General features: G+C 72.4%; 17 protein-coding genes and 1 pseudogene. 8 read left to right on the top strand and 10 right to left on the bottom strand.

Annotated features, from left to right (window positions below; genetic code table 11):
- Window positions 1-53 precede the first annotated feature (53 nt).
- A complete protein-coding gene (locus tag IEY78_RS25260) occupies window positions 54-488 on the top strand; it encodes a CBS domain-containing protein (protein ID WP_189101996.1) in 435 nt (144 codons plus the stop codon).
- Between the two features lie 364 nt (window positions 489-852).
- On the opposite strand, the gene IEY78_RS25255 is transcribed toward IEY78_RS25260, so the two are convergent.
- A complete protein-coding gene (locus IEY78_RS25255; protein ID WP_189101994.1) occupies window positions 853-3,375 on the bottom strand; it encodes an IPT/TIG domain-containing protein in 2,523 nt (840 codons plus the stop codon).
- Between the two features lie 544 nt (window positions 3,376-3,919).
- Between IEY78_RS25255 and IEY78_RS25250 the strand changes: the two genes are divergently transcribed.
- Together IEY78_RS25250 and IEY78_RS25245 are read left to right on the top strand one after the other, a co-directional pair.
- Complete coding sequence (locus IEY78_RS25250) at window positions 3,920-4,573, top strand: class I SAM-dependent methyltransferase (RefSeq protein WP_189101991.1); 654 nt, start codon at window positions 3,920-3,922, stop codon at window positions 4,571-4,573.
- An 87-nt stretch (window positions 4,574-4,660) separates the two neighbouring features.
- Window positions 4,661-5,065, top strand: a pseudogene (locus tag IEY78_RS25245) (cytidine/deoxycytidylate deaminase family protein); the annotation flags it as partial.
- A gap of 250 nt (window positions 5,066-5,315) precedes the next feature.
- On the opposite strand, the gene IEY78_RS35040 reads toward IEY78_RS25245, so the two are convergent.
- Window positions 5,316-6,002 (bottom strand): LysM peptidoglycan-binding domain-containing protein, encoded by a 687-nt coding sequence (locus tag IEY78_RS35040; protein WP_189101988.1) that lies wholly within the window; start codon window positions 6,000-6,002, stop codon window positions 5,316-5,318.
- 688 nt (window positions 6,003-6,690) lie between these two features.
- Between IEY78_RS35040 and IEY78_RS25235 the strand changes: the two genes are divergently transcribed.
- Window positions 6,691-8,307: an FAD-dependent monooxygenase gene (locus IEY78_RS25235; protein ID WP_189101986.1), complete on the top strand. Its 1,617-nt coding sequence runs from the start codon at window positions 6,691-6,693 to the stop codon at window positions 8,305-8,307.
- Window positions 8,308-8,391: 84 nt separating this feature from the next.
- Here IEY78_RS25235 and IEY78_RS25230 read toward each other — a convergent pair whose 3' ends face one another.
- The gene (locus IEY78_RS25230) at window positions 8,392-8,880 is read right to left on the bottom strand and encodes an EF-hand domain-containing protein (protein WP_189101984.1); all 489 of its coding nucleotides are present in this window, start codon (window positions 8,878-8,880) and stop codon (window positions 8,392-8,394) included.
- 305 nt (window positions 8,881-9,185) lie between these two features.
- Between IEY78_RS25230 and IEY78_RS25225 the strand changes: the two genes are divergently transcribed.
- Both IEY78_RS25225 and IEY78_RS25220 read left to right on the top strand, forming a co-directional pair.
- Window positions 9,186-9,611 (top strand): hypothetical protein, encoded by a 426-nt coding sequence (locus tag IEY78_RS25225; protein WP_189101983.1) that lies wholly within the window; start codon window positions 9,186-9,188, stop codon window positions 9,609-9,611.
- Window positions 9,612-9,797: 186 nt separating this feature from the next.
- Complete coding sequence (locus tag IEY78_RS25220; RefSeq protein ID WP_189101981.1) at window positions 9,798-10,529, top strand: L,D-transpeptidase family protein; 732 nt, start codon at window positions 9,798-9,800, stop codon at window positions 10,527-10,529.
- 101 nt (window positions 10,530-10,630) lie between these two features.
- Here the strand turns inward: IEY78_RS25220 and IEY78_RS25215 are convergent, their stop codons facing one another.
- Both IEY78_RS25215 and IEY78_RS25210 read right to left on the bottom strand, forming a co-directional pair.
- Window positions 10,631-11,008, bottom strand: coding sequence for a thiol-disulfide oxidoreductase DCC family protein (locus tag IEY78_RS25215; protein ID WP_189101979.1), 378 nt, complete (start codon window positions 11,006-11,008; stop codon window positions 10,631-10,633).
- 118 nt (window positions 11,009-11,126) lie between these two features.
- A complete protein-coding gene (locus IEY78_RS25210) occupies window positions 11,127-11,630 on the bottom strand; it encodes a C40 family peptidase (protein WP_189101977.1) in 504 nt (167 codons plus the stop codon).
- Window positions 11,631-11,968: 338 nt separating this feature from the next.
- Between IEY78_RS25210 and IEY78_RS25205 the strand changes: the two genes are divergently transcribed.
- Together IEY78_RS25205 and IEY78_RS25200 are read left to right on the top strand one after the other, a co-directional pair.
- Window positions 11,969-12,793 (top strand): SDR family oxidoreductase, encoded by an 825-nt coding sequence (locus IEY78_RS25205; RefSeq protein WP_189101975.1) that lies wholly within the window; start codon window positions 11,969-11,971, stop codon window positions 12,791-12,793.
- Between the two features lie 17 nt (window positions 12,794-12,810).
- Window positions 12,811-13,314, top strand: coding sequence for a metallophosphoesterase family protein (locus IEY78_RS25200; RefSeq protein WP_189101973.1), 504 nt, complete (start codon window positions 12,811-12,813; stop codon window positions 13,312-13,314).
- 22 nt (window positions 13,315-13,336) lie between these two features.
- Here IEY78_RS25200 and IEY78_RS25195 read toward each other — a convergent pair whose 3' ends face one another.
- From IEY78_RS25195 to IEY78_RS25175, 5 genes are all read right to left on the bottom strand, one after another.
- Window positions 13,337-13,846: a mycothiol transferase gene (locus tag IEY78_RS25195; RefSeq protein WP_189101971.1), complete on the bottom strand. Its 510-nt coding sequence runs from the start codon at window positions 13,844-13,846 to the stop codon at window positions 13,337-13,339.
- 264 nt (window positions 13,847-14,110) lie between these two features.
- Window positions 14,111-14,596 (bottom strand): hypothetical protein, encoded by a 486-nt coding sequence (locus tag IEY78_RS25190; RefSeq protein ID WP_189101969.1) that lies wholly within the window; start codon window positions 14,594-14,596, stop codon window positions 14,111-14,113.
- Between the two features lie 93 nt (window positions 14,597-14,689).
- Window positions 14,690-15,931: a cytochrome P450 gene (locus IEY78_RS25185; RefSeq protein ID WP_189101967.1), complete on the bottom strand. Its 1,242-nt coding sequence runs from the start codon at window positions 15,929-15,931 to the stop codon at window positions 14,690-14,692.
- Window positions 15,928-16,650 carry a TetR/AcrR family transcriptional regulator gene (locus IEY78_RS25180; RefSeq protein WP_189101965.1) on the bottom strand — a complete coding sequence of 241 codons (723 nt, stop codon included), beginning with the start codon at window positions 16,648-16,650 and terminating at the stop codon, window positions 15,928-15,930. The genes IEY78_RS25185 and IEY78_RS25180 overlap by 4 nt, the downstream gene beginning before the upstream one ends.
- A 277-nt stretch (window positions 16,651-16,927) precedes the next feature.
- The coding region (locus IEY78_RS25175) for a condensation domain-containing protein (protein ID WP_189101963.1) at window positions 16,928-19,093 on the bottom strand (2,166 nt) is incomplete at its 5' end.

The following is a 19,093-nucleotide window of genomic DNA, read 5'->3' as shown; positions in this document are numbered from 1 at the left end:
TCCGTGATGTGATCGAAGGCAAGGCGAACCACACTCCTGAGACAGGAGGAATCATGGCCAGCAAGCTGCGTGCGCGGGACATCATGTCCGGCGGAGCGCACTGTGTAGGAGCACACGAATCCTTGCGGGACGCGGCGAAGATGATGCGCGAGCTGGGCGTCGGCTGCCTGCCCATCTGCGGTGACAACAACAAGCTGATGGGGATGATCACCGACCGTGACATCGTCGTCTCGTGTTGTGCCGACGGCATCGATCCGGCGACGGTACAGGCCGGTTCCCTGGGCGGACGGCTGCACTGGATCGACGCCGAGGCGGACGCCACGGAGGTGCTGCGGACCATGGAGCAGCAGCACATCAAGCGCCTGCCGGTGATCGACGTCCAGGGCGGCCACCAGCTGGTGGGGATGATCACCGAGGCCGATCTCGCCAAGAACCTCACCGACGAACAGATCGCGGAGTTCGCCACCCGCGTGTACGCGACGGCCTGACCGGGGGCGACAGCGGCAGCCGCTCGGGACCGGCTGTCGGTGGCCGGGTACATCGCGATGCGGCCGGATTCCCGGTCAGTACGGTGGTCGTCTCCGATTCAGAACGTCACCGCTACCTGGCCATTCGGAGCGCACCGATATCGGCAGGCGCCTCTGGCACCGCTGGTATGCGGTGCCAGAGGCGCCTGCCGTGCCCACAGTGGGTTCACCATGGTTTCTCGCTGACCGCCGGTTGTGGGATGCCTCGGGGAGGCGCCGCACAGCCCGGAGTAGGTCGCGCCACGGGCTCTGACCTTCCGTCCCGAGCGCATCTCCTCTCGGGGCGTGCGGCAGCGATTCCGCCTCTGGCGGCTGTGGTTCCCGTCTAGCAGCCGCAGCACCGGATGAAAGCCATCTCGCCGGGCTCGCTGAAGCCGGGGATGGTGGCGATGACAGTGTTGGTGGCGGTGTTGATCACCGAGACCGTGTTGCTGACGGTGTTGGAGACGTAGGCCCTGGTGCCGTCCGGGCTGATCAGCACGCCGTTGGGCCCCGCGAAGCCGGGGATGGTGGCGATGACGGTGTTGGTGGCGGTGTTGATCACCGAGACCGTGTTGCTGGCGGTGTTGGTGACGTAGGCCCTGGTGCCGTTGGGGGTCACCGCGATGGTGCTGAACTGTCCGGTGCCGACGCCGGGGATGGTGGCGGTGACGGTGTTGGTGGCGGTGTTGATCACCGAGACTGTACCGGCGGTGCCGTTGACCACGTAGGCCTTGGTGCCGTCGGGCGAGAACGTCACGCCGTAGGGGCCCGCTCCGACAGGGATGGTGGCGATGACGGTGTCGGTCGCGGTGTCGATCACAGCGACTGAAGCGATGTTGCGGAGGACGACGTACGCCCTGGTGCCGTTGGGGGACACCGCCACTTGGACTGGGGCCCCGGCGACGGGGATGGTGGCGATGACGGTGTTGTTGGCGGTGTTGATCACCGAGACCGTGTGGCTGACGTTGTTCGCGACGTAGATCTTGGCACCGTTGGGGGTCACCGCGAGACCTTCTGGCCCCGAGCCGACCGGGATGGTGGCGATGACGGTGTTGGTGTTGGTGTCGATCACCGAGACCGTGTTGCTGACGTTGTTCGTGACGTAGGCGAACGGTGCGGTCGTCGAGGCCGCGACGCGCCAGGGGGTCGAGCCCACTGCGGTCGGCGACCCGGTGATGGTGAGGGTCTGGGTGTTGAAGTACGACACCCTTGCGAGGTTGGAGTTGGGGACGGCGATGGTGCAGTTAGAGGTGCCTGTGTCCTGGTAGGTGTAGTTGACGGCGTTGCTGGTGCCGAGGGGGGTGGTGACGGTGACCGCGACTGTGCCGGAGCCGGCCGGTGCGACGGCGCTGATCTGCGTGTCGGAGATGACGGTGAAGCTGGTGGCCAGGTTCGGACCGAAGTGCACCGCGGTGGCGCCGGTGAATCCGGTGCCGACGAGCAGGACGGTGTTGGCGCCTGTGAGCGGGCCGGTGTTCGGCATCACCACGTTGAGCACTGGTGCGGCGGGTGCGGCGGCGTAGGTGTAGTTGATGGCGTTGCTGGTGCCGAGGGGGGTGGTGACGGTGACGGGGACTGTGCCGGTGCCGGCGGGTACGACGGCGGTGATTTGTGTGTCGGAGACGACGGTGAAGCTGGTGGCGGGGTTGGGGCCGAAGTTGACGGCGGTGGCGCCGGTGAATCCGGTGCCGACGAGGAGGACGGTGTTGGTGCCTGCGGCCGGGCCGGTGTTCGGCACTACAGCGTTGAGCACTGGTGCGGCGGGTGCGGCGGCGTAGGTGTAGTTGACGGCGTTGCTGGTGCCGAGGGGGGTGGTGACGGTGACGGGCACCGTACCCGTGCCGGCCGGCACAACGGCGGTGATTTGTGTGTCGGAGTTGACGGTGAAGCTGGTGGCCGGGTTCGGACCGAAGTTCACCGCGGTGGCGCCGGTGAAGCCGCTGCCGACGAGGAGAACGGTGTTGGTGCCTGCGGCGGGGCCGGTGTTCGGCACCACGGCGTTGAGCACTGGTGCGGCGGGTGCGGCGGCGTAGGTGTAGTTGACGGCGTTGCTCGTACCCACCGGCGTGGTCACGGTGACCGGGACCGTACCTGAACCGGCGGGCACCACGGCGGTGATCTGCGTGTCGGAGATGACGGTGAAGCTGGTGGCGGGGTTGGGGCCGAAGTTGACGGCGGTGGCGCCGGTGAAGCCGGTGCCGACGAGGAGGACGGTGTTGGTGCCTGCGGCCGGGCCGGTGTTCGGCACCACCGCGCTGAGCACCGGTGGGACGGGGGGCGGCGCGGCGTAGGTGTAGTTGACGGCGTTGCTGGTGCCGACGGGGGTGGTGACGGTGACCGGGACTGTGCCGGTGCCGGCGGGCACGACGGCGGTGATCTGTGTGTCGGACACGACGGTGAAGCTGGTGGCGGGGTTGGGGCCGAAGTTCACCGCGGTGGCGCTGGTGAAGCCCGAACCGTTGATGGTGACGATGTTGCCGCCCGCGGGCGGGCCGGAGGGCGGCACGATCGAGGTGATGACCGGCGGCGCGGTGGGGCGGCCGATGTAGATGTACGGGAAGCCGTTGCTCGTGCCGGCTGGGGTGATGACGGTGACCGGGACGATACCCACACCGGGCGGCACGACCGCCGTCATCAGGATGTCGGAGACCACGGTGAAACTCGTGGCCGCCATCAGGCCGAAGCGCACCGACGTGGCGCCGGTGAACCCGGAACCGAGAATGGTCACGGAATTCCCGCCGGCCCCGAGGCCGGTCGGCGGCACCACGGCCAGAACGAACGGTCCCGCCAGAGCCAGGGCGGTTGAGGCCTGCGGCTCGATGCCGGACTGGGAGACTGGCAGCGGCGGTTGGATGTTCGCGGTCATGCGGAACCCCTTACTCGGAGATGAGTGGGGCTACCGTCGGTCTCGCAACAGGCGCTGGGCGGCGCCGAGCATAGGAGACCGCCCCCATTCCGGGGGTAACGCAGACGTGGCAATGAGGCCATGGGGCTGCCCACCCCCGGGAAAGGGATGGGCAGCCCACCGGTTTGACTCCAGTAACCCAGCGGAGGGCATCGTCAGCCACGTTCTTGACGGCAATCTACCCAAATGGGCTAGCGAGTGAAGGCGCCACATCACAAGCCGCTGCCTCGGCTTCCGGCCACTGCCGCCTCACAGCGCGGAGGCGCCGGCGCCTCTTGGAGGGTGCGCAACGCTTCGTCGGACTCGCTCAGGCCGACGGCAACGCGCTCGTACAGCGACGACGTTCCGGCGGCGTCGACCGCACCGAAGCGCCGGTACATCCGAGCCGGTCTGCCGGTCCGCTCCACGCGTGCGACGCACCTCCCGTCGGCTTCGACATCCCTACGATGTGTGACGCTATCGAGAGCGCGGATGACCGTCGGCGAGAAGTGGGGGCACGGGGCGGATGGACACTGACGACTGGCTGGACGACACACGGGCGTCCTACGACGCCGGCGCCGCGAGTTATGCGGACTACGTGCGTCACCTCTTGGAGAAGACACCCGAAGAGCGCGCGATCCTGGCGCAGTTCGCCGAGCTGGTGAGCGCCGGTGGCGGGGGGCCGGTCGCCGATGTGGGATGCGGGACGGGGCGGATCACCGCCCACTTGCGGCAGCTGGGGGCGGACGCGTTCGGGATCGACCTGTCGCCCGGAATGATCGAGGTGGCTCGACGCGACCACCCCGGTGTCCGGTTCGAGGTCGGCTCCATGACCGGTCTTGACCTCGCAGACGGTTCGATGGCCGGCCTGGTGGCCTGGTACTCGCTCATCCACATCCCCGACGAGGAGATCGGCACGGTCTTGTCGCACTTCCGGCGAGTACTGCGGCCGGGCGCGCCACTGCTCCTCGGCTTCCACGTCGGCGAGGGGGCACGGTGGAAGACGCAGGGCTACGGCGGCCGTGCGATGAAGCTCTGCGTCCATCGACGGCAGCACGGTCAGATGGCTACCTGGCTCGACGCGGCCGGTTTTGTCGTCGAGGTGCGCCGGACGGTCACCTCCGCCGAGAGCGCGCTCGGCGGAATGCTCCTCGCGCGTCGGCGGCTCGATGCCCGGTGAGGCCGGTCCGGCCCGGATAAGTCGACTGACACGGAGGAGGGCGCAGGCCATGCTGGTGCGAGCCTAGGCCTGACGAAGGACGGGAAGATGACCACGCAGCTCCACCACGTCGACCGCGAACTCATCGAGGCCGCGGCGGATGTCGCGCGCACTCGCTGTCGGGGCGACAACCACACCATGGCGGCCGCGGCCCGCGCCCGGGACGGTCGGATCGTGACGGCGGTGAACGCCTACCACTTCACGGGAGGCCCCTGCGCCGAGTTGGTCCTCATCGGCGCGGCAGCCGCCCAGGGCGCCTACGAGCTGGACACCATCGTCGCCGTGGGCGACCGCGACCGGGGGGTCGTTCCGCCGTGCGGCCGGTGCCGCCAGGTCCTTTTCGACTACTTCCCCACTCTCAAGGTCATCGTCGGTGCGGGCAAGCGCGTCCGCGCCGTCCCGGTCGCCGACTTGCTCCCCCACACCTATGTCTGGGCCGACCACCAGATCGACGAGACGGATCAGATCGATATGCCAGACGTAACGGACCAGTTCGACCGGATCGGTGACCGGCAGGCCGCTGAACCGGGGGAGCAGGGGCCGCAGTCACCGGCATCCTGAGCGAGCGTGCGGCGAACGCACCTTACGGTGGCTCGTCCGGCCGGACGAGCCACCGTGCCGTTCAGGGGCGGAGTATCAGGGGATTTCCCCGGCCGGAGCGCCGGCTGCCGGGCCGGGGAAATGCCCTGCATTCAGGCCGTGTTCAGTGTCCGGACCGCCGCGGCACGGCCAGCCGCATTCCGGGGAAAATGAGGTCCGGATTCGCCCCGATCACCTTTCGGTTCAGCCGGTAGAATTCCTGCCAGCGGTATCCGTGTGCAGAGGCGAGGCCGCTCACCGTGTCCCCGGCGTTGACGACGAGCGACCCGCCGGTACTCCGATGGGGCCCCTCTTTGTGGCGCTTTTCGTGAGTCTGCGGATGCCGTACCCGGCTGTGGGCCGCTGCCCCGGCGTGCCGCTTCGGGGTGAGGTGCGCGGTGCGTGGCGCGCTGTGCCGGGTGGCCGAGTTGAGGCCCAGGGAGGCCGAGCAGGCCGGCCAGGCGCCCCAGCCCTGACGGGCCAGCACCCGCTCGGCGACCTGGATCTGCTGGGCCCGGGTCGCCCGCGCGGCCCGTGACGCGTAGCTGCCACCGCCGAACGAGTGCCAGGTGGAGTGCGCGAGTTGCAGGCCTCCGGAGAAGCCGTTCCCCGTGTCGATGCGCCAGTTTCCACCACTCTCGCACCCGGCCAGACGGTCCCAGGCTCCGCTGCCCCGGGCCTCGGCCGGCTGCCCGGCCGCGAGGTTCAGCGTGCCGGCCGCCAGCAGGACGGCCGCCGCGGTGATGCTCCGGATCCCGTGGCCCCGGAATTCATTCCGGGCCGCCGATTCCGATGCCTGACGAAATTCCATGCGGGTACTCCCGTCGCCCGCCGCGCAGTTGCCTGGCGGCATCTGAGAAACCCGGCGCCGTATTGACGTGCTGTTCGAGTCGCACTCGAACCGCATTTCCGTACGGCGCCGTGAATTTGACGGGGACGAGACAACCATGCCCCGAGTTGGCCCCGGCAGAGCGCGCGGTAGCGCCGTCGCCGACCGCCTTGCCCCCTTGCCTTCGGTGCGCGGCCGTGCCTGCGTGTGGCGCGCCTGATCAGAAGGGCCGGGGCGCACCGCTCCCGCCCGAGGCGCATGACACCCACGGGCGCCGCGATCACCTGCCCGGCCCCGGGGTGTCCGCCGAGCGCATCCGGCGCACGTGATGCACGCGCTGCGCAGGTCCGCACGCACCGCGCACGGGCGCCGGCGCGATGCAACGACCCGTCCGGGACTTGGTGAGGAGGCCGGAGCCGGGCCGGAGCGCGGAAGAGCCGGACGGCCGCCCCGACGGCGCCCTCGGGCAAGGGCCTGGCGAGCGCCCGGCAAGCCCCCCTCAAAGACCCGGGCAAGGACCCGGGCAGCCCCCCTTCAAGGACCCGGCAAGCACCCGTGCCCGCACGCCGGCACGAAATGGACATCGGTCCGGCCCCGTGCTGCATTGGAGGGGAGCGGATCTCTCGACCGCGCGACAGCTCGATGCGACAGTTCGACTGGAGGCAGGGCCGTGGCCGACGTGGACGTGCTGGTCGTGGGAGCCGGGCCGGTCGGGCTGACCGCCGCCGGGGAGCTGCGGCGCCGGGGCGTGGAGTGCCGCGTCATCGACCGGCTGCCCGCACGCCAGCCGTACGCCAAGGCCGTCGGCATCCAGCCCAGGACGCTGGAGATCTGGGACCGGATGGGGGTGGTCCGGGAGATCCTGGCGGCCGCGGCGCCGATGCGCGGCCAACTGGTCTACGTCAACGGCACCGAGCAGGCGCGGGTGGAGCTGACGCTGCCGCCGCAGGTGCCGTACGGATTCGCCGTGCTTCCGCAGAACGACACCGAGCGGATCCTGGAGGACGTGCTCGTACGTGGCGGGGGCCGGATCGAACGCGGCACCGAGCTGGTCGGCTTCGAGGAGCACGCCGACGGGGTCCGGGCGGAACTCGCGCTGCCCTCCGGCGCCCGGGAGCAGGTCGAGGCCCGGTATCTCCTCGGGTGCGACGGCGCCCACAGCATCGTCCGCAAGATCCTCGGATTCGGCTTCGAGGGCGCCGCGATGCCCGAGGAGTACATGCTGGGGGACGTCGAGGTCGACTGGGATCTGCCGGCCGGCTACGCAGTCCGCTCCATGCACCAGCGCGACGGGCGCACCGACGATCTGCTGGTGTGCATCCCGCTGCCCGGCCGCAACCGCTACCGGATGTCGATGCTCGTCCCGCCCGAACTCTCCCGCGCCCGGCCGGACGGCGAGGAGGGCGTGTCGCACGGTCTGGAGGGCGGCCCCGCCCCCGGCCTGGAACACCTCCAGGCAGTTCTGGACCGGCTCGCGCCCGAGCCCACCACCGCCTCCCGCCTGCGCTGGTCCTCGGTCTTCCGGATCAGCCACCGCCTGGTGGACCGCTACGGAACGGACCGGGTGTTCCTCGCGGGGGACGCCGCCCACATCCATCCGCCCACGGGCGCCCAGGGCATGAACACCGGGATCCAGGACGCCTGCAACCTCGCCTGGAAGGTCGCCATGGCGGTGCGTTCGACGGCGAGCGCGCAGCTCCTGCCGAGCTACGAGGCCGAGCGCCGCCCCGTGGGCGAGGAGGTGGTGCGGCGGACGGTGCGGCATGCCGCCGCCGGTGTCCAGGCGGATCCGGAGGACCCGTCGACGCTGATCCAGCGCGAGGCCCAGCTCCTCGTCGGCTACCGGGGCAGCCCGATCGTCGGGCCGGACCCGGCGTCGCCCCCGGGTCCCGCGCCCGGCGACCGGGCGCCGGACTGCGGGGGCCTGCGCTTCGGCCTCACCGCCTTCCCGTCCCGCCTGTTCGATCTGCTGCGCGGCCAAGAGCACACCCTGCTGCTCTACGCGGACCAGGAGGCGCAACTGTCGGCCTGCGAGGAGGCGGTGGCGGCGGCGCGCAGCGCGGCGCACGGCCGGCTGGACGTGTGGGTGATCGTGGCTCCGGGCACCTCGGCGGACGGCCTGCCGCTGCCCGTCGTGGAGGACGCGCGGGGCGAGTTCCGGGAGAGCTACGGTGCGGCCGGCGGCGCGGGGCTCGTCATCCGGCCGGATGGTTACGTGGGTCTGCGCGCCGCGCGGATCAGCGGGCCGGAGCTGGTGTCCGGTCTCGCGGCGGTCTTCCGGCCGTGAGTGGTGGGGCGGCTCGTACCGCCCCGGCCGGAGCGGCCGTCATGCGTCGCCGCCGACGGTCGCTCCCGGTGCCGCCGCCGGCGGCTACTCGCTGACCGCGGCCTGCCAGGCCGCGACCTTCAGCCGGCCCTCGCCGTTCTGGTCCAGCGCCGAGAAGGCCGCGTCCGCCTGCGCGGCCGAGTACCCCGCCGCCTTGTGCAGTGTCGCGAAGTCCTCCCGGCTGACCATGCCGTCGCCGTCGGTGTCGGCCAGGGCGATGGTCGCGGCGATCGACGGGCCCACGACCGTGCCGATGGCCCCCGACGTGGCGGCGCGGGTGAACGCCTTGATGAACTGCTCGCGGTCCAGGCGCCCCGCGCGGTCCACGTCGGCCAGGTCGGCGAGCTGCTCGAAGGTGTGGCGCATCCCCGTCCGCAGCGCCGCCGCCTTGTCCGAACTCTCGGGCTCACCCACCGCGTCCGCGAGGATCCGGGCCCGCTGGGTGAAGTCCTGGGCGGTCAGATAGCCGTCGCCGTCGGTGTCGTACGTGGTGAAGCGCTGCTCGTACTCCGCGCGCAGGGCATCGGTGATCATGGGGCGTCCCTTCTGGGCGAGGTGCTCCTGGCGGAGCCTGGGGCGGTGGCTCTCCGCGGGCGCCACGAAGAGCCACCATGGGCACATTAAGTGACCGGTTGCGTGCGGATGGTCATCGTCGGGTGTGTCCGGCGTGGCTTCCCGGGAGGTGGGGCGGCCGGTCGTATGCGAATAAACATTCGGTTCGGTGGGTGGAGATCGCATATGATCACGAGCTACATCGCATATCTGCCGTAGTCGTCCGCATCAGCGGATATGTCTCCTCCGCTCGGACCGGGGCGGCTGCGCAGGGGGGAAGGAAATCGATGAAGTCATCCCGTCTCCGGCGTCGCCTGGCCGGCACCGCGGCCGTCACCGTCCTGGTCGGCGCCGGTGCGCTGGCCGCGGCGCCGGCCGCGTTCGCCAAGGCCAACGTCCTGGCGATCGACAAGGTCGCCCTGCACGCGCCGGGCCTGCAGGTGAAGGTCACCTACTCCTGCGACCCCGGCATGAACCATCAGCTGGTCGCCAACGTCGCCAAGGTCTCGACCGGTCACGACCTCTCGGAGGCCGCCGGGACGATCAAGAAGGACAAGCTCGTCTGCGACTACGCCGACCACACGGTGCAGCTGAACCTCAAGGTGGCCGAGGGGTCGCACTTCGGCAAGGGCGACAAGGTGAAGGCCACCGTCTACTACTTCGACGACGACGGCTTCAGCTACGCGCGGCAGGAGACCGTCGCGGTCCTCTGAGCGTGCGGGCCCCCGGGGGACGGCATGTTCGCCTGTCCGTCGGGGGCGCCACCGCCGGGAGTCGGGGCGTGCGGATCATGGTCGCCGGGGGGCGCGTGGTGCCGTCGGGGGCGCACGGTGACGTAGCAGATATTTCGGGTCGGTCACGTCTGCAACCGGCGAGTCGGGCAGACAGTCCTACCGGGCATGAAGAGACGACTGAACCTGCGTGTGCGGCGGTCCGCCGCCGGCCGCCGGGTGGGCGCCGCGCTCGCCTTCACGGCGCTGACCGTTCCGCTGACGATGGCCTTCGGCTCCACGGCCCAGGCCGCCACCGCGTCCTCGTGCACCGCCGCCCGCGGCCCCTACCAGAAGCAGGCCGAGAAGTTCCTCGGGCGTCCGGTGGACGGTCGGCAGTCGGCCGCCGACTGCCGGGCGATCCGTGACTTCCAGACCAGCCACGGCATCTCCCCGAACATCGGCTACGCGGGCCCCGTCACCTGGGGCGTGATGCAGGTGGTGGCGCAGCAGAAGGCGGCGGGGAGCAACCCCAACAAGGCACACAAGTGCCCCACCAACAAGGGGCGGATAGCCTGCGTCGATCTGACCCGCCAGCTCAGCTGGGTCCAGGACGGGTCGAAGCTGGTGTACGGGCCGGTGCCGATCCGCACCGGCCGCGACGGTTACGAGACCCGCACCGGCGCCAAGAAGATCTACTGGCGCAACCTGCACCATTACTCGACGCTCTACCACGTGGCCATGCCGTACAGCCAGTTCTTCGACGGCGGCCAGGCGTTCCACTCCATCAGCGGCAGCGTCTGGTCGGCCCCCGGCTCGCACGGCTGCGTGAACATGCGCACCGGCGACGCCAAGAAGTACTGGTCGCTCCTGAAGAACGGCGACGACGTCTACGTCTACGGCCGCAAGCCCGGCACCTGATCCGGCCCGGCAAAGGGGGAGCGCCCGATGGCCGAGAGCCACCGGGCGCCGGGCCCTCCGCACACCGACCGGGCCCGGCCCGGCCCGTCCCGGATGAGCCCCTAACGGGATGAGGGCATCGCACAGGCCGCCGTGCCGCCCGGCAGCCGGTGGCGGTTGCGGGCGATCAGGCGGTACGCGCCGCGAGCCGGCCGGCGCAGGGGCGGGAGGGTGAGCAGCGCTCCCACGACGGGCCACCCGCCGCGGGAGCGCAGCAGCAGCTTCGCCACGGCCTGGGCGCCACCGTGCACCTCTCCGGTCGGCGTCACCCACAACACCTCCTGCTCCGCGCGCTGTTGGGTGACGCCCAGTCCCGCGAGGTCGGCGAACTGCCAGGGCGTGGTGGTACAGCGCGGCCGCAGCCGGCGCTCGGCGAACCGTACGCAGGACGTGCAAAAGGCACAGTCGCCGTCATAGACAAGTACGGGCTGCCGCCGCATTTCCCGCCACCCCTCGCGCGATCGGAATCCAGGCGTACTTCTGACGACCATGGTATTCGCCTCGCCGCGCAAGGGGGTTCCGCCCCGGTTTCCGTTTCCGGTGTTTATCCAGAGCCGGTCAGCGGGCCAGCAGCTTGTAGAGCGCCATCGGCGTCACATAACCGGGCCAGCGGCCGTCGGCGAAGAGGTGCACACCGGCGTCCTCGTAGCACTGGTCGACGAGTTGGGAGCAGATCATGTGCCGGGTGCTGGCGACATAGCGGCGCAGCCCCGGAAGGGGAAGGTGGAAGCGGTGCGCGGCGATCGCCAGATAGTCGAGGAAGCTGTACGGCACCCCGGTGTAGCGGGTGGCCGCGGCGCAGACGGCGGCGCGCTGCCGTTCGGTGAGCCGCTCCGGGCACACGTAGCGCACCTCGGTGCCGTCGTAGGTGTCGAGCGCCACGATGCGCGCCCCGCCCGGCTCGGCCTCCAGCAGCCGGTCGTCGGGCAGGACCAGAAAGGCGTGTTCGTAGTCGGCGAATCCGTCTCCGTTGATCCATTGTCCGAAGCGGATCAACCGGCCGGTGATGCCGGATATGCGGGTGAGTCCGATGTCGCCGGGCAGGGGGTGAGTGTGCTTCATGAGCAGCTCCCGGGAGCCAAAGGGGGGTTCTCGGGGTTCATACCCGCCGGGACTTCGCCCGGACCGTACGGCAACGCGGCGCAGCCGAATTCCGGCCGCCGTCCGAGCGGACGCGGAACGTCAGGAATCCCCTCGGTACGTCGAATATCGAATGCCGAATGAGGAATGCCGTGGGAATGCGGACGGAGTGCGGGAGGCCGCCCTCGCCCCGATTCCGCCCGCATCGGGCTTCTCCCTGCGGCAGATGGCAGAGGGTGAGGGGCAGCGGGCCTCCGGCGGGGTAGGGGTCACCGGACCGGGAAGCGGGCCGGACGGCCGAGCGGGAGGAGTGCGCGCAGATGGGTACCGCGGAGAGCGAACACCCCCAGGAGGCGTCCCCACGCGCCGCCAAGGCGGACGGGGGCAATGGCCGGATGCCGCTGTCGGGCACCGTGGCGCTGGTGACCGGCGCCTCCAGCGGCATCGGTGCGGCCACCGCGCTGGCGCTCGCCCGGGAAGGCTGCGCCGTCGCCCTCGTCGCCCGCCGCACCGGGCGGCTGGACGAGCTGACCCGGTCCCTCGGCGCACACGGCGGCACGTCCCTGGTGCTGACCGCCGACCTGCGCGACGCGGCGCAGCCGGCGGAGGCGGTCGAGCGGGCCGTGGCGCACTTCGGGCGACTGGACATCGTGGTGAACAACGCGGGCTTCGGCGCCCGCGGCCCGCTCGCGGACAGCGACCCCGAGGACTGGGACCGGATGATCGACCTCAACGTCAGGGCGGTGCTGCGGATGTCCCGTGCCGCGCTCCCGCATCTGCTGCGCGCGGCGGAGCAGGGGCCGCGCGGCGTGGCCGACCTGGTGAACGTCAGCTCGGTGGCGGGCCGCGTCCCGCGCAAGGACAACAGCGTCTACTCGGCCACCAAGCACGCGGTGTGCTCTTTCAGCGAGGCGCTGCGCCGCGAGGTGACGGGGTGTCAGGTTCGGGTCGGGTTGGTCGAACCGGGGATGACCACGACGGAGATGACCCGCGGCGGCGGTCAGGCCGCGTCGGCCCACGGGCTGCCGCCGGAGCGCTGGCTGCGGGCCGAGGACATCGCCCGCTCCCTCGTCTTCATGGTCACGCAGCCGGCGCATGCCGCGGTCAACGAGATCATGGTGCGGCCGACCGCCCAGGAACACTGACCGCCGAGGAGAGCCCCGTGCGTCTGCTGCTCGTCTCCGACACCCATCTGCCCCGGCGTGCCAAGGCGCTGCCGCCGCAGCTGCTCGACGAGGTGCCGCGCGCCGATGTTGTCGTGCACGCCGGTGACTGGGTCGACGCCGCGACCCTGGACCTGCTGGAGGCGCGCGCGGCCCGGCTGATCGGGGTGTACGGCAACAACGACGGCCCGGAACTGCGCTCCCGGCTGCCCGAGGTGGCCCGCGCGGAACTGGGCGGAGTGCGGCTGGGCGTCGTGCACGAGACGGGCCCGGCACAGGGGCGGGAGCGCCGGTGCGCCGAACGCTTCCCGGATCTGGACGTCCTCGTCTTCGGCCACAGCCACATCCCCTGGGACTCCACGGCCGGCGACCGGCTGCGCCTGCTGAACCCGGGCTCGCCGACCGACCGCCGCCGGCAGCCGTACTGCACCTATATGACGGCGGAGATCGCGGCGGGCCGGCTCACCGCCGTGGAGCTGCACCGGCTGCCGCCGCGGAGCTGAGGCCGCAGGTCCGCCCGGCTCCTCAACGGCCCAGCAGTCCGCGGACGTAGGCGGCCTGCCCGGCGTGCTGGAGGTCGTCGGCGACCACGCTGACCAGACGGACCCCCAGGGTGACGGGCGGGGTCCAGGCGCGGTCGATGACCCGCTTCATGTCCTTGTCATCGATCCCGGCGAGGTATTGCACCGTGTTGTCGTGCACCGCGCCGTGATAGCCCGTCAGCAGCTCCCCGCTCAGGTCCCGTACGGCTGCCACGTCCTTGCCGGAGTGGGCGAAGCCGGTGTCGTCGGCGGCGAAGGGGAGCCCGAAACGGTCGTACCAGCCGTCCGCGGTCCAGATCTGCTCGGTGCCGGCCACCCCGGCCAGATGGTCGTCCTGGATGCGGGTGAGGTGCCAGACCAGCCAGCCGATGGAGTTGGCGTCGTCCTCGGGGCGGGTGCCGAGTTCGTCGGGGTCGAGCCCGCTGACCACGTCCTCGACGACCTCCTGGATCCGGCCGAAGGCATCGACGAGCAGGTCCGTGCTGGCGTTCATACAGGGCTCCTTTGCGGCGACGGAGGTCTTCGCGCGGAAGGTCCGCGGCTGCCGGTACCGGTGACCGGTCCGCGCGCTCCGGCGGCGGTCGCACACCCGGCGGGCGCCGGCCCCGGCAGTTCCCCCATGGTCGCAAGCCGGGCGGAGGAATCGGCGGGGGCAGGCCGACGGGCGGCGTTTTCCGCGCCGTACCAACTCGTTCGGCAGGGGGCCGCGCCGCGAGCCCCGCCCTCCGGGCGGACGACGGGACTTTACGGACACGACCTAGCGGGCGGCGGCGGGAGCCCGCACCATCAGATGGCGGTGGAGGAACGGTCCGAGGAGGGTGATGACGGTGGTCAGCCCGGCCGCCACGGCCAGGTCGGGGTCGGTCATCGAGCCCTCCAGCAGCCAACTGGCGCCGAGGGCGAGGGCGACCAGGGCGACCTTGGCGGCGGCCAGCCGGACGAACGACAGCCGGAACCGGCGCGGCGGGCGCCGGGCGGCGCGGCGGCCGCGCGCCAGATGCAGCAGCGGTGCGCCGACGAACAGGACGACCAGCAGTTTCACGGCGTGTTCCCACAGCGGTGCGCCGTGGTTCCAGGCCCAGATGCCGCCCATCACCAGCCCGGCGACGAGATAGAGCCGGGCGATGTCCCAGGGCGGGGCCGACGGACCGGACGGGGTCGACGGACCGGACGGGGTCGACGGACCGGGCGGGGTCGACGGACCGGGCGGGCCGGGCGAGGAGGGGCGCTCGGGCGTGGGCAAGGGGCCTCCGAGGGTCACTCGTACGAGGGCGGGCGGGGCGCGGTCGCCGGTGCGGTGGCACCGGACTCCCGCGCGGCGGCCGGGAGCGGCGGGTCAGCCGAGCCGGAGCGGAAGCCGGCTCAGCCCCCGCAGCGTGATGTGGTCCTTCCACTCGGGCTTGCCGGCCAGCCGCAGCCGCGGGGCGCGGGCCAGCAGCGTCCGCAGGGCGATCTGCGCTTCGAGGCGGGCGAGCGGTGCGCCAAGGCAGAAGTGGATGCCCTGGCCGAAGGCGAGGTGCCGCGGGGGTGTGCGGCCGATGTCCAGTCGCTCGGGGCGCCCGTACGCCGCGGGGTCGCGGTTCGCCGCACCGATCAGCAGCAGAAGCGTGGTACCGGCCGGGACCGCGACCCCGGCGACCTCGGCGTCCTTCAGGGCGTAGCGGAGCGTGAGCTGGACCGGCGAGTCGTAGCGCAGCAGCTCCTCGACGGCGTTGTCGATCAGGTCCGGCTCGCTGCGCAGCCGAGCCAGCTGGTCGGGGTGGCGCAGCAGGGCCAGGGTGCCGTTGCCGATCAGGTTGACGGTGGTCTCGTGACCGGCGATCAGCAGCAGCGTGCAGGTGGCCAGCAGTTCGTTCTCGGTCAGCGCGTCGCCGTCGTCGTCGTGCACGGTGACCAGCGCCGAGAGCAGGTCGTCGCCCGGTGCGCGGCGGCGCTCGACGACGAGTTCGCGCAGGTAGTCGGTGAACTCGCGGCGGGCACGCGCCTCTTGTTCGGCGGCGCCGGGCGGCAGCAGGAAGTCGGGGACGAGGGCGCGGGCGACCGCGTGCGACCAGGTCAGCATCCGATGGCGGTCGGCCGTGGGGATGCCGAGCAGTTCGCTGATCACCGCCACCGGCAGGGGAGTGGCCAGGCCCTCGATGAGGTCGACCGGTCCCGGCGCGCGCTCCATGGCCGTGCACAGCTCCTCGGTGAGCTGCTCGATCCGCGGGGCGAGACGCTCCACCCGCCGGCGGGTGAAGGCCTGGGCGACCAGGGCCCGCATCCGGGTGTGGTCGGGTGGGTTCAGACCCAGGAAGCCGCGTACCGGATGGCCCTCGTCGTCGACGAGTACGGCCAGGGACGGGCGGTCCCGCTCGGCGAACCGGGGGTCGTCGGCCTCCGGGTGCCCGAACCGCCCGTCGCGCAGGACCGCGGCGCAGTCGTCGTAGCGGGTGAGCACCATCAGCTGCTCGTCGAGCCGCGCGAGCGGGGTCCGCGCCCGCCAGCGGGAGTAGAGGGGATAGGGGTCGGCCTGGTGCCGGGGGTCGAGCAGGTCCTGGAGCGACGGCAGCGCGGCCGTGGCGTCGACGTGCTTCATCGGTTCTCCTCGGGCCGGTCGGCGGCCGCGGGGTCGGCCGCGGCCGAGGTGTCGTCCGTGCTGCCGGGCCCCGGGGCGCCGGCGGTGTCGCCGGCCGCGATCCCGGCGAACAGCCACTGCATCGCCTGGCCCAGCAGGTCGTCGGGCACGCTGGCGGGGTCGATCCGGCGCTGTCGCAGCAGGCCCTGGAAGAGCGCCATCGCGATGGTGGCCACCGCGTCGGCGGGCGCGGCGCCCCGCGCCCCGTTGTGCTCCAGCGCCTTGACCATGAGGTCCTCCAGCGCGGCCCGGGGGCCGCGGAGTTCCTCGGCCAGCGTCTCCAGCAGCGCTGGGTTGCGCACCGCGTAGAGCCAGAACTCGGCCTGGAGCGGCGCGAAGTCCGGGTCCTTGTCGGCGGCGTTCGCCAGCAGCCGGCCGAGCGCGGGTACCGGGTCGTCGCCCGCCTGGGCGTCGGCCACGATCTTCGTCGCCCGGGACACCTGCTCGCTCGCGCGCTCCTTCAGCAGCGCCACGAACAGCCGGTCCTTGCTGCCGAAGTTCGAGTAGACCGCGCCGATGGAGAACCCCGCGGCCTCGGCGATCTCCTCCACGGAGGCGCCGGCGAACCCCTTGCGCGCACACGTCCGCGCCGCCGCGTCGAGCAGCAGCCGGCGGGTGCGGGCCTTGGTCTCCGCTCTGGTCGGTCGGCGCGGGGGAGGGCGGTCGGCATCCGGGCTCATGTCCTCCACAGTAGGGATATCGTTCCCTATGTCAATAGCGAGCGATATGTGAAGGCGTGGGCGCGGCGGGCTCCGGCGGCGCCACGGGAGTCCGCCGGAGCGCCGGTGACCTGCGCGGATCCATCCGGTCCGGCCGCTCGGTGGGCGGCGCGGGCGGCCGGACACGGCAACGCCGCGGGCGACGCCGGAACGGCGTGCACCCGCGGCGCGATGCGGCGGCGGTACGGCCGCGCGGTGCGGACCGGTGCCGGGACCGGTCCGCCGCGTCGGTCGCGGCTCAGTCCTCCTGGGGACCGGCCATGGCCGCCAGGACGGAACGCCAGTCCTCGCCCGGCTGCTCGGCCAGGGACGGGGCCAGCCGCCCGGAGCGGTAGTGCCAGCGGTGGTCGAGGTCGGGATGGACCTCGTCGGTGTCCCGGATCTCGCTGTCGCTGCCGAGCAGCGCGGTCAGTTCGGTGGCGAGGTCCCGCCAGGAGACGTGTCCGCTCACGGCGTTGGCGACACCGTGCACGGGGGCGTCCAGGCAGGAGACCACGGCCCGGGCCAGCGCCGCGGCGTGCACCCAGGCCGCGCCGTACCAGTCGTGACCGCCGGTGCCCGGCCGCGGCAGGGCGATCGGCCGGCCCTCCCGCGCGGCCTGGTAGAGCAGCCCGGTGGCGCCCCAGCGCAACTGGTCCCGCAGCCGCTGGTGGGCTCCCCACACCAGGGGGGAGCGGACGGCGCTCGCGCCGCCCCGGCCCCCGGCGCCGGCGGCCCGCAGCAGCAGACCCTCGCAGTCGGCCTTGGCCTGCCCGTAGGCGCTCAGCGGCGCCTGTGGGGCGGACTCCTCCGCCACCCACGCACTGCCGGGATGCCCGTAGGCGTCCACGCTGCTGACGAAGACGAACGGGCCGCGCGACCAGGCGCCGATCATCGCCGCCATCGCCGTCACATCGACCTCGGGCCGGGTGAAGGTGCAGGCCGCGTGGATCACCGCGTCGGCGCCGTCGACGGCCTTGCGCAGCGAGTCCAGGTCGCCGAGGTCGCCCTCGATGACATCCACGCCCTGCGCGGCGACCAGATGCGCCGATTCGGGGCGGGCCAGCGCCAGCACCGGCCGTCCTTGGGCGGCCAGTTCGCGCAGTACGAACGCGCCGACCCCGCCGGTGCCGCCGGTGACCAGGACCGTGCCCTCACGTGTCCGCCGCGGGCGGGCGGGGGCGGCCGCCGGGGCGGCGGCCCGCTCCGCCTCGCGGGCGTCCAGCAGCGCGGTGACCGCGCGCGGGGTGCGGGCCTGCATGACGTCCAGCCCGGTCAGCGGCAGCGTCAGCGCCTGGCGCAGCCGCTCGGCGAGCTGCACGGCGATCAGCGAGTGGCCGCCGAGCAGGAAGAAGTCGTCGTCCGGCCCGGGCGTCTGCCCCAGCAGCGCGGCGAAGCCCTCGGTCACCGCCTCGGCCCGCGCGCCCTGCGGAGCGGGTGCCGACGGCAGGCCCGGCAGCCGGGTCACATCGACCGTGCCGGCGGCCGTGCGCGGCATGGCGTCCAGCAGGGTCACCGCGGCGGGCACCAGGTCGGGGGCCAGCGACGCGCGCAGATGGGCGCGGAGCACGGCCGGCGCGGGGCCGCCGGTCTCCCGCAGGACGGCGTAGGCCAGCAGCGGGCCGACCGCCGGTTGAACGACGACGGCCTCGGCCACCTCGGGGTGGGCCCGCAGCAGCGCCTCGGCCGGGTGTGCGTCCGCCTCGCCGCGGCGGGCCGGCGGCTCACCCGGCATCCGGGACAGCCGCAGGTCCGGGTCGGCGGCGACCGCGGTGAGCAGGGCCGCGTGGTGCGCACCCAGCGCGGTCGCGGCGTCCTCGTCCAGCGCGGTCCGGCTGTACTGGACCAGGGCGGCCGGCTCGGCGCCGTCGACCAGGCCGAAGGACAGGTCGAACTTCGCCTCCCCGGCGCTGACGTCGACGTACTCGCCCTCGGTACCCGGCAGGTGCAGGGTCGTCGGGGTGCCCAGGACATCCGCGGTCACCCGCACCAGCGGGGCCCCCTCGGCGTCACGGGCGGTGGCGCCGAGCCGCTCCAGGATGAGGTCGAAGGGCACCTCACGGCCCTGCTGGGCGTCGAGCAGGGCGTCCCGTACGCGCCCCACCAGGGTGCCGAACGACGGGTCCCCGGCGGTGTCGACCCGGACCGGGAGGGTGTTGACGCACAGTCCGACCAGGCCGCGCATGTCGGGGCCCTGCCGGTGGGTGCCGGCCACGCCGATCACCAGGTCGTTGCGGCCGGTGAAGCGGTGCAGGGCGGCGAAGGCGCCGGCCAGGGCCACGGTGAAGAGGGTGGCGCGGTGTTCCTGGCCCAGCGCCCGCAGCGCGGCCGGCACGCTCGGGTCGAGCGCGACGGTGCGGGTGGCGGCCGGGCGGTCAGCGGCGTCGGCGGGCGGCTGCGCCGGGGGCGGCACCGGCAGCGGTAC

The sequence above is a fragment of the Streptomyces kronopolitis genome (assembly GCF_014646275.1).
Taxonomy (GTDB): domain Bacteria; phylum Actinomycetota; class Actinomycetes; order Streptomycetales; family Streptomycetaceae; genus Streptomyces; species Streptomyces kronopolitis.
This window is presented reverse-complemented; position numbering and strand designations above follow the sequence as displayed.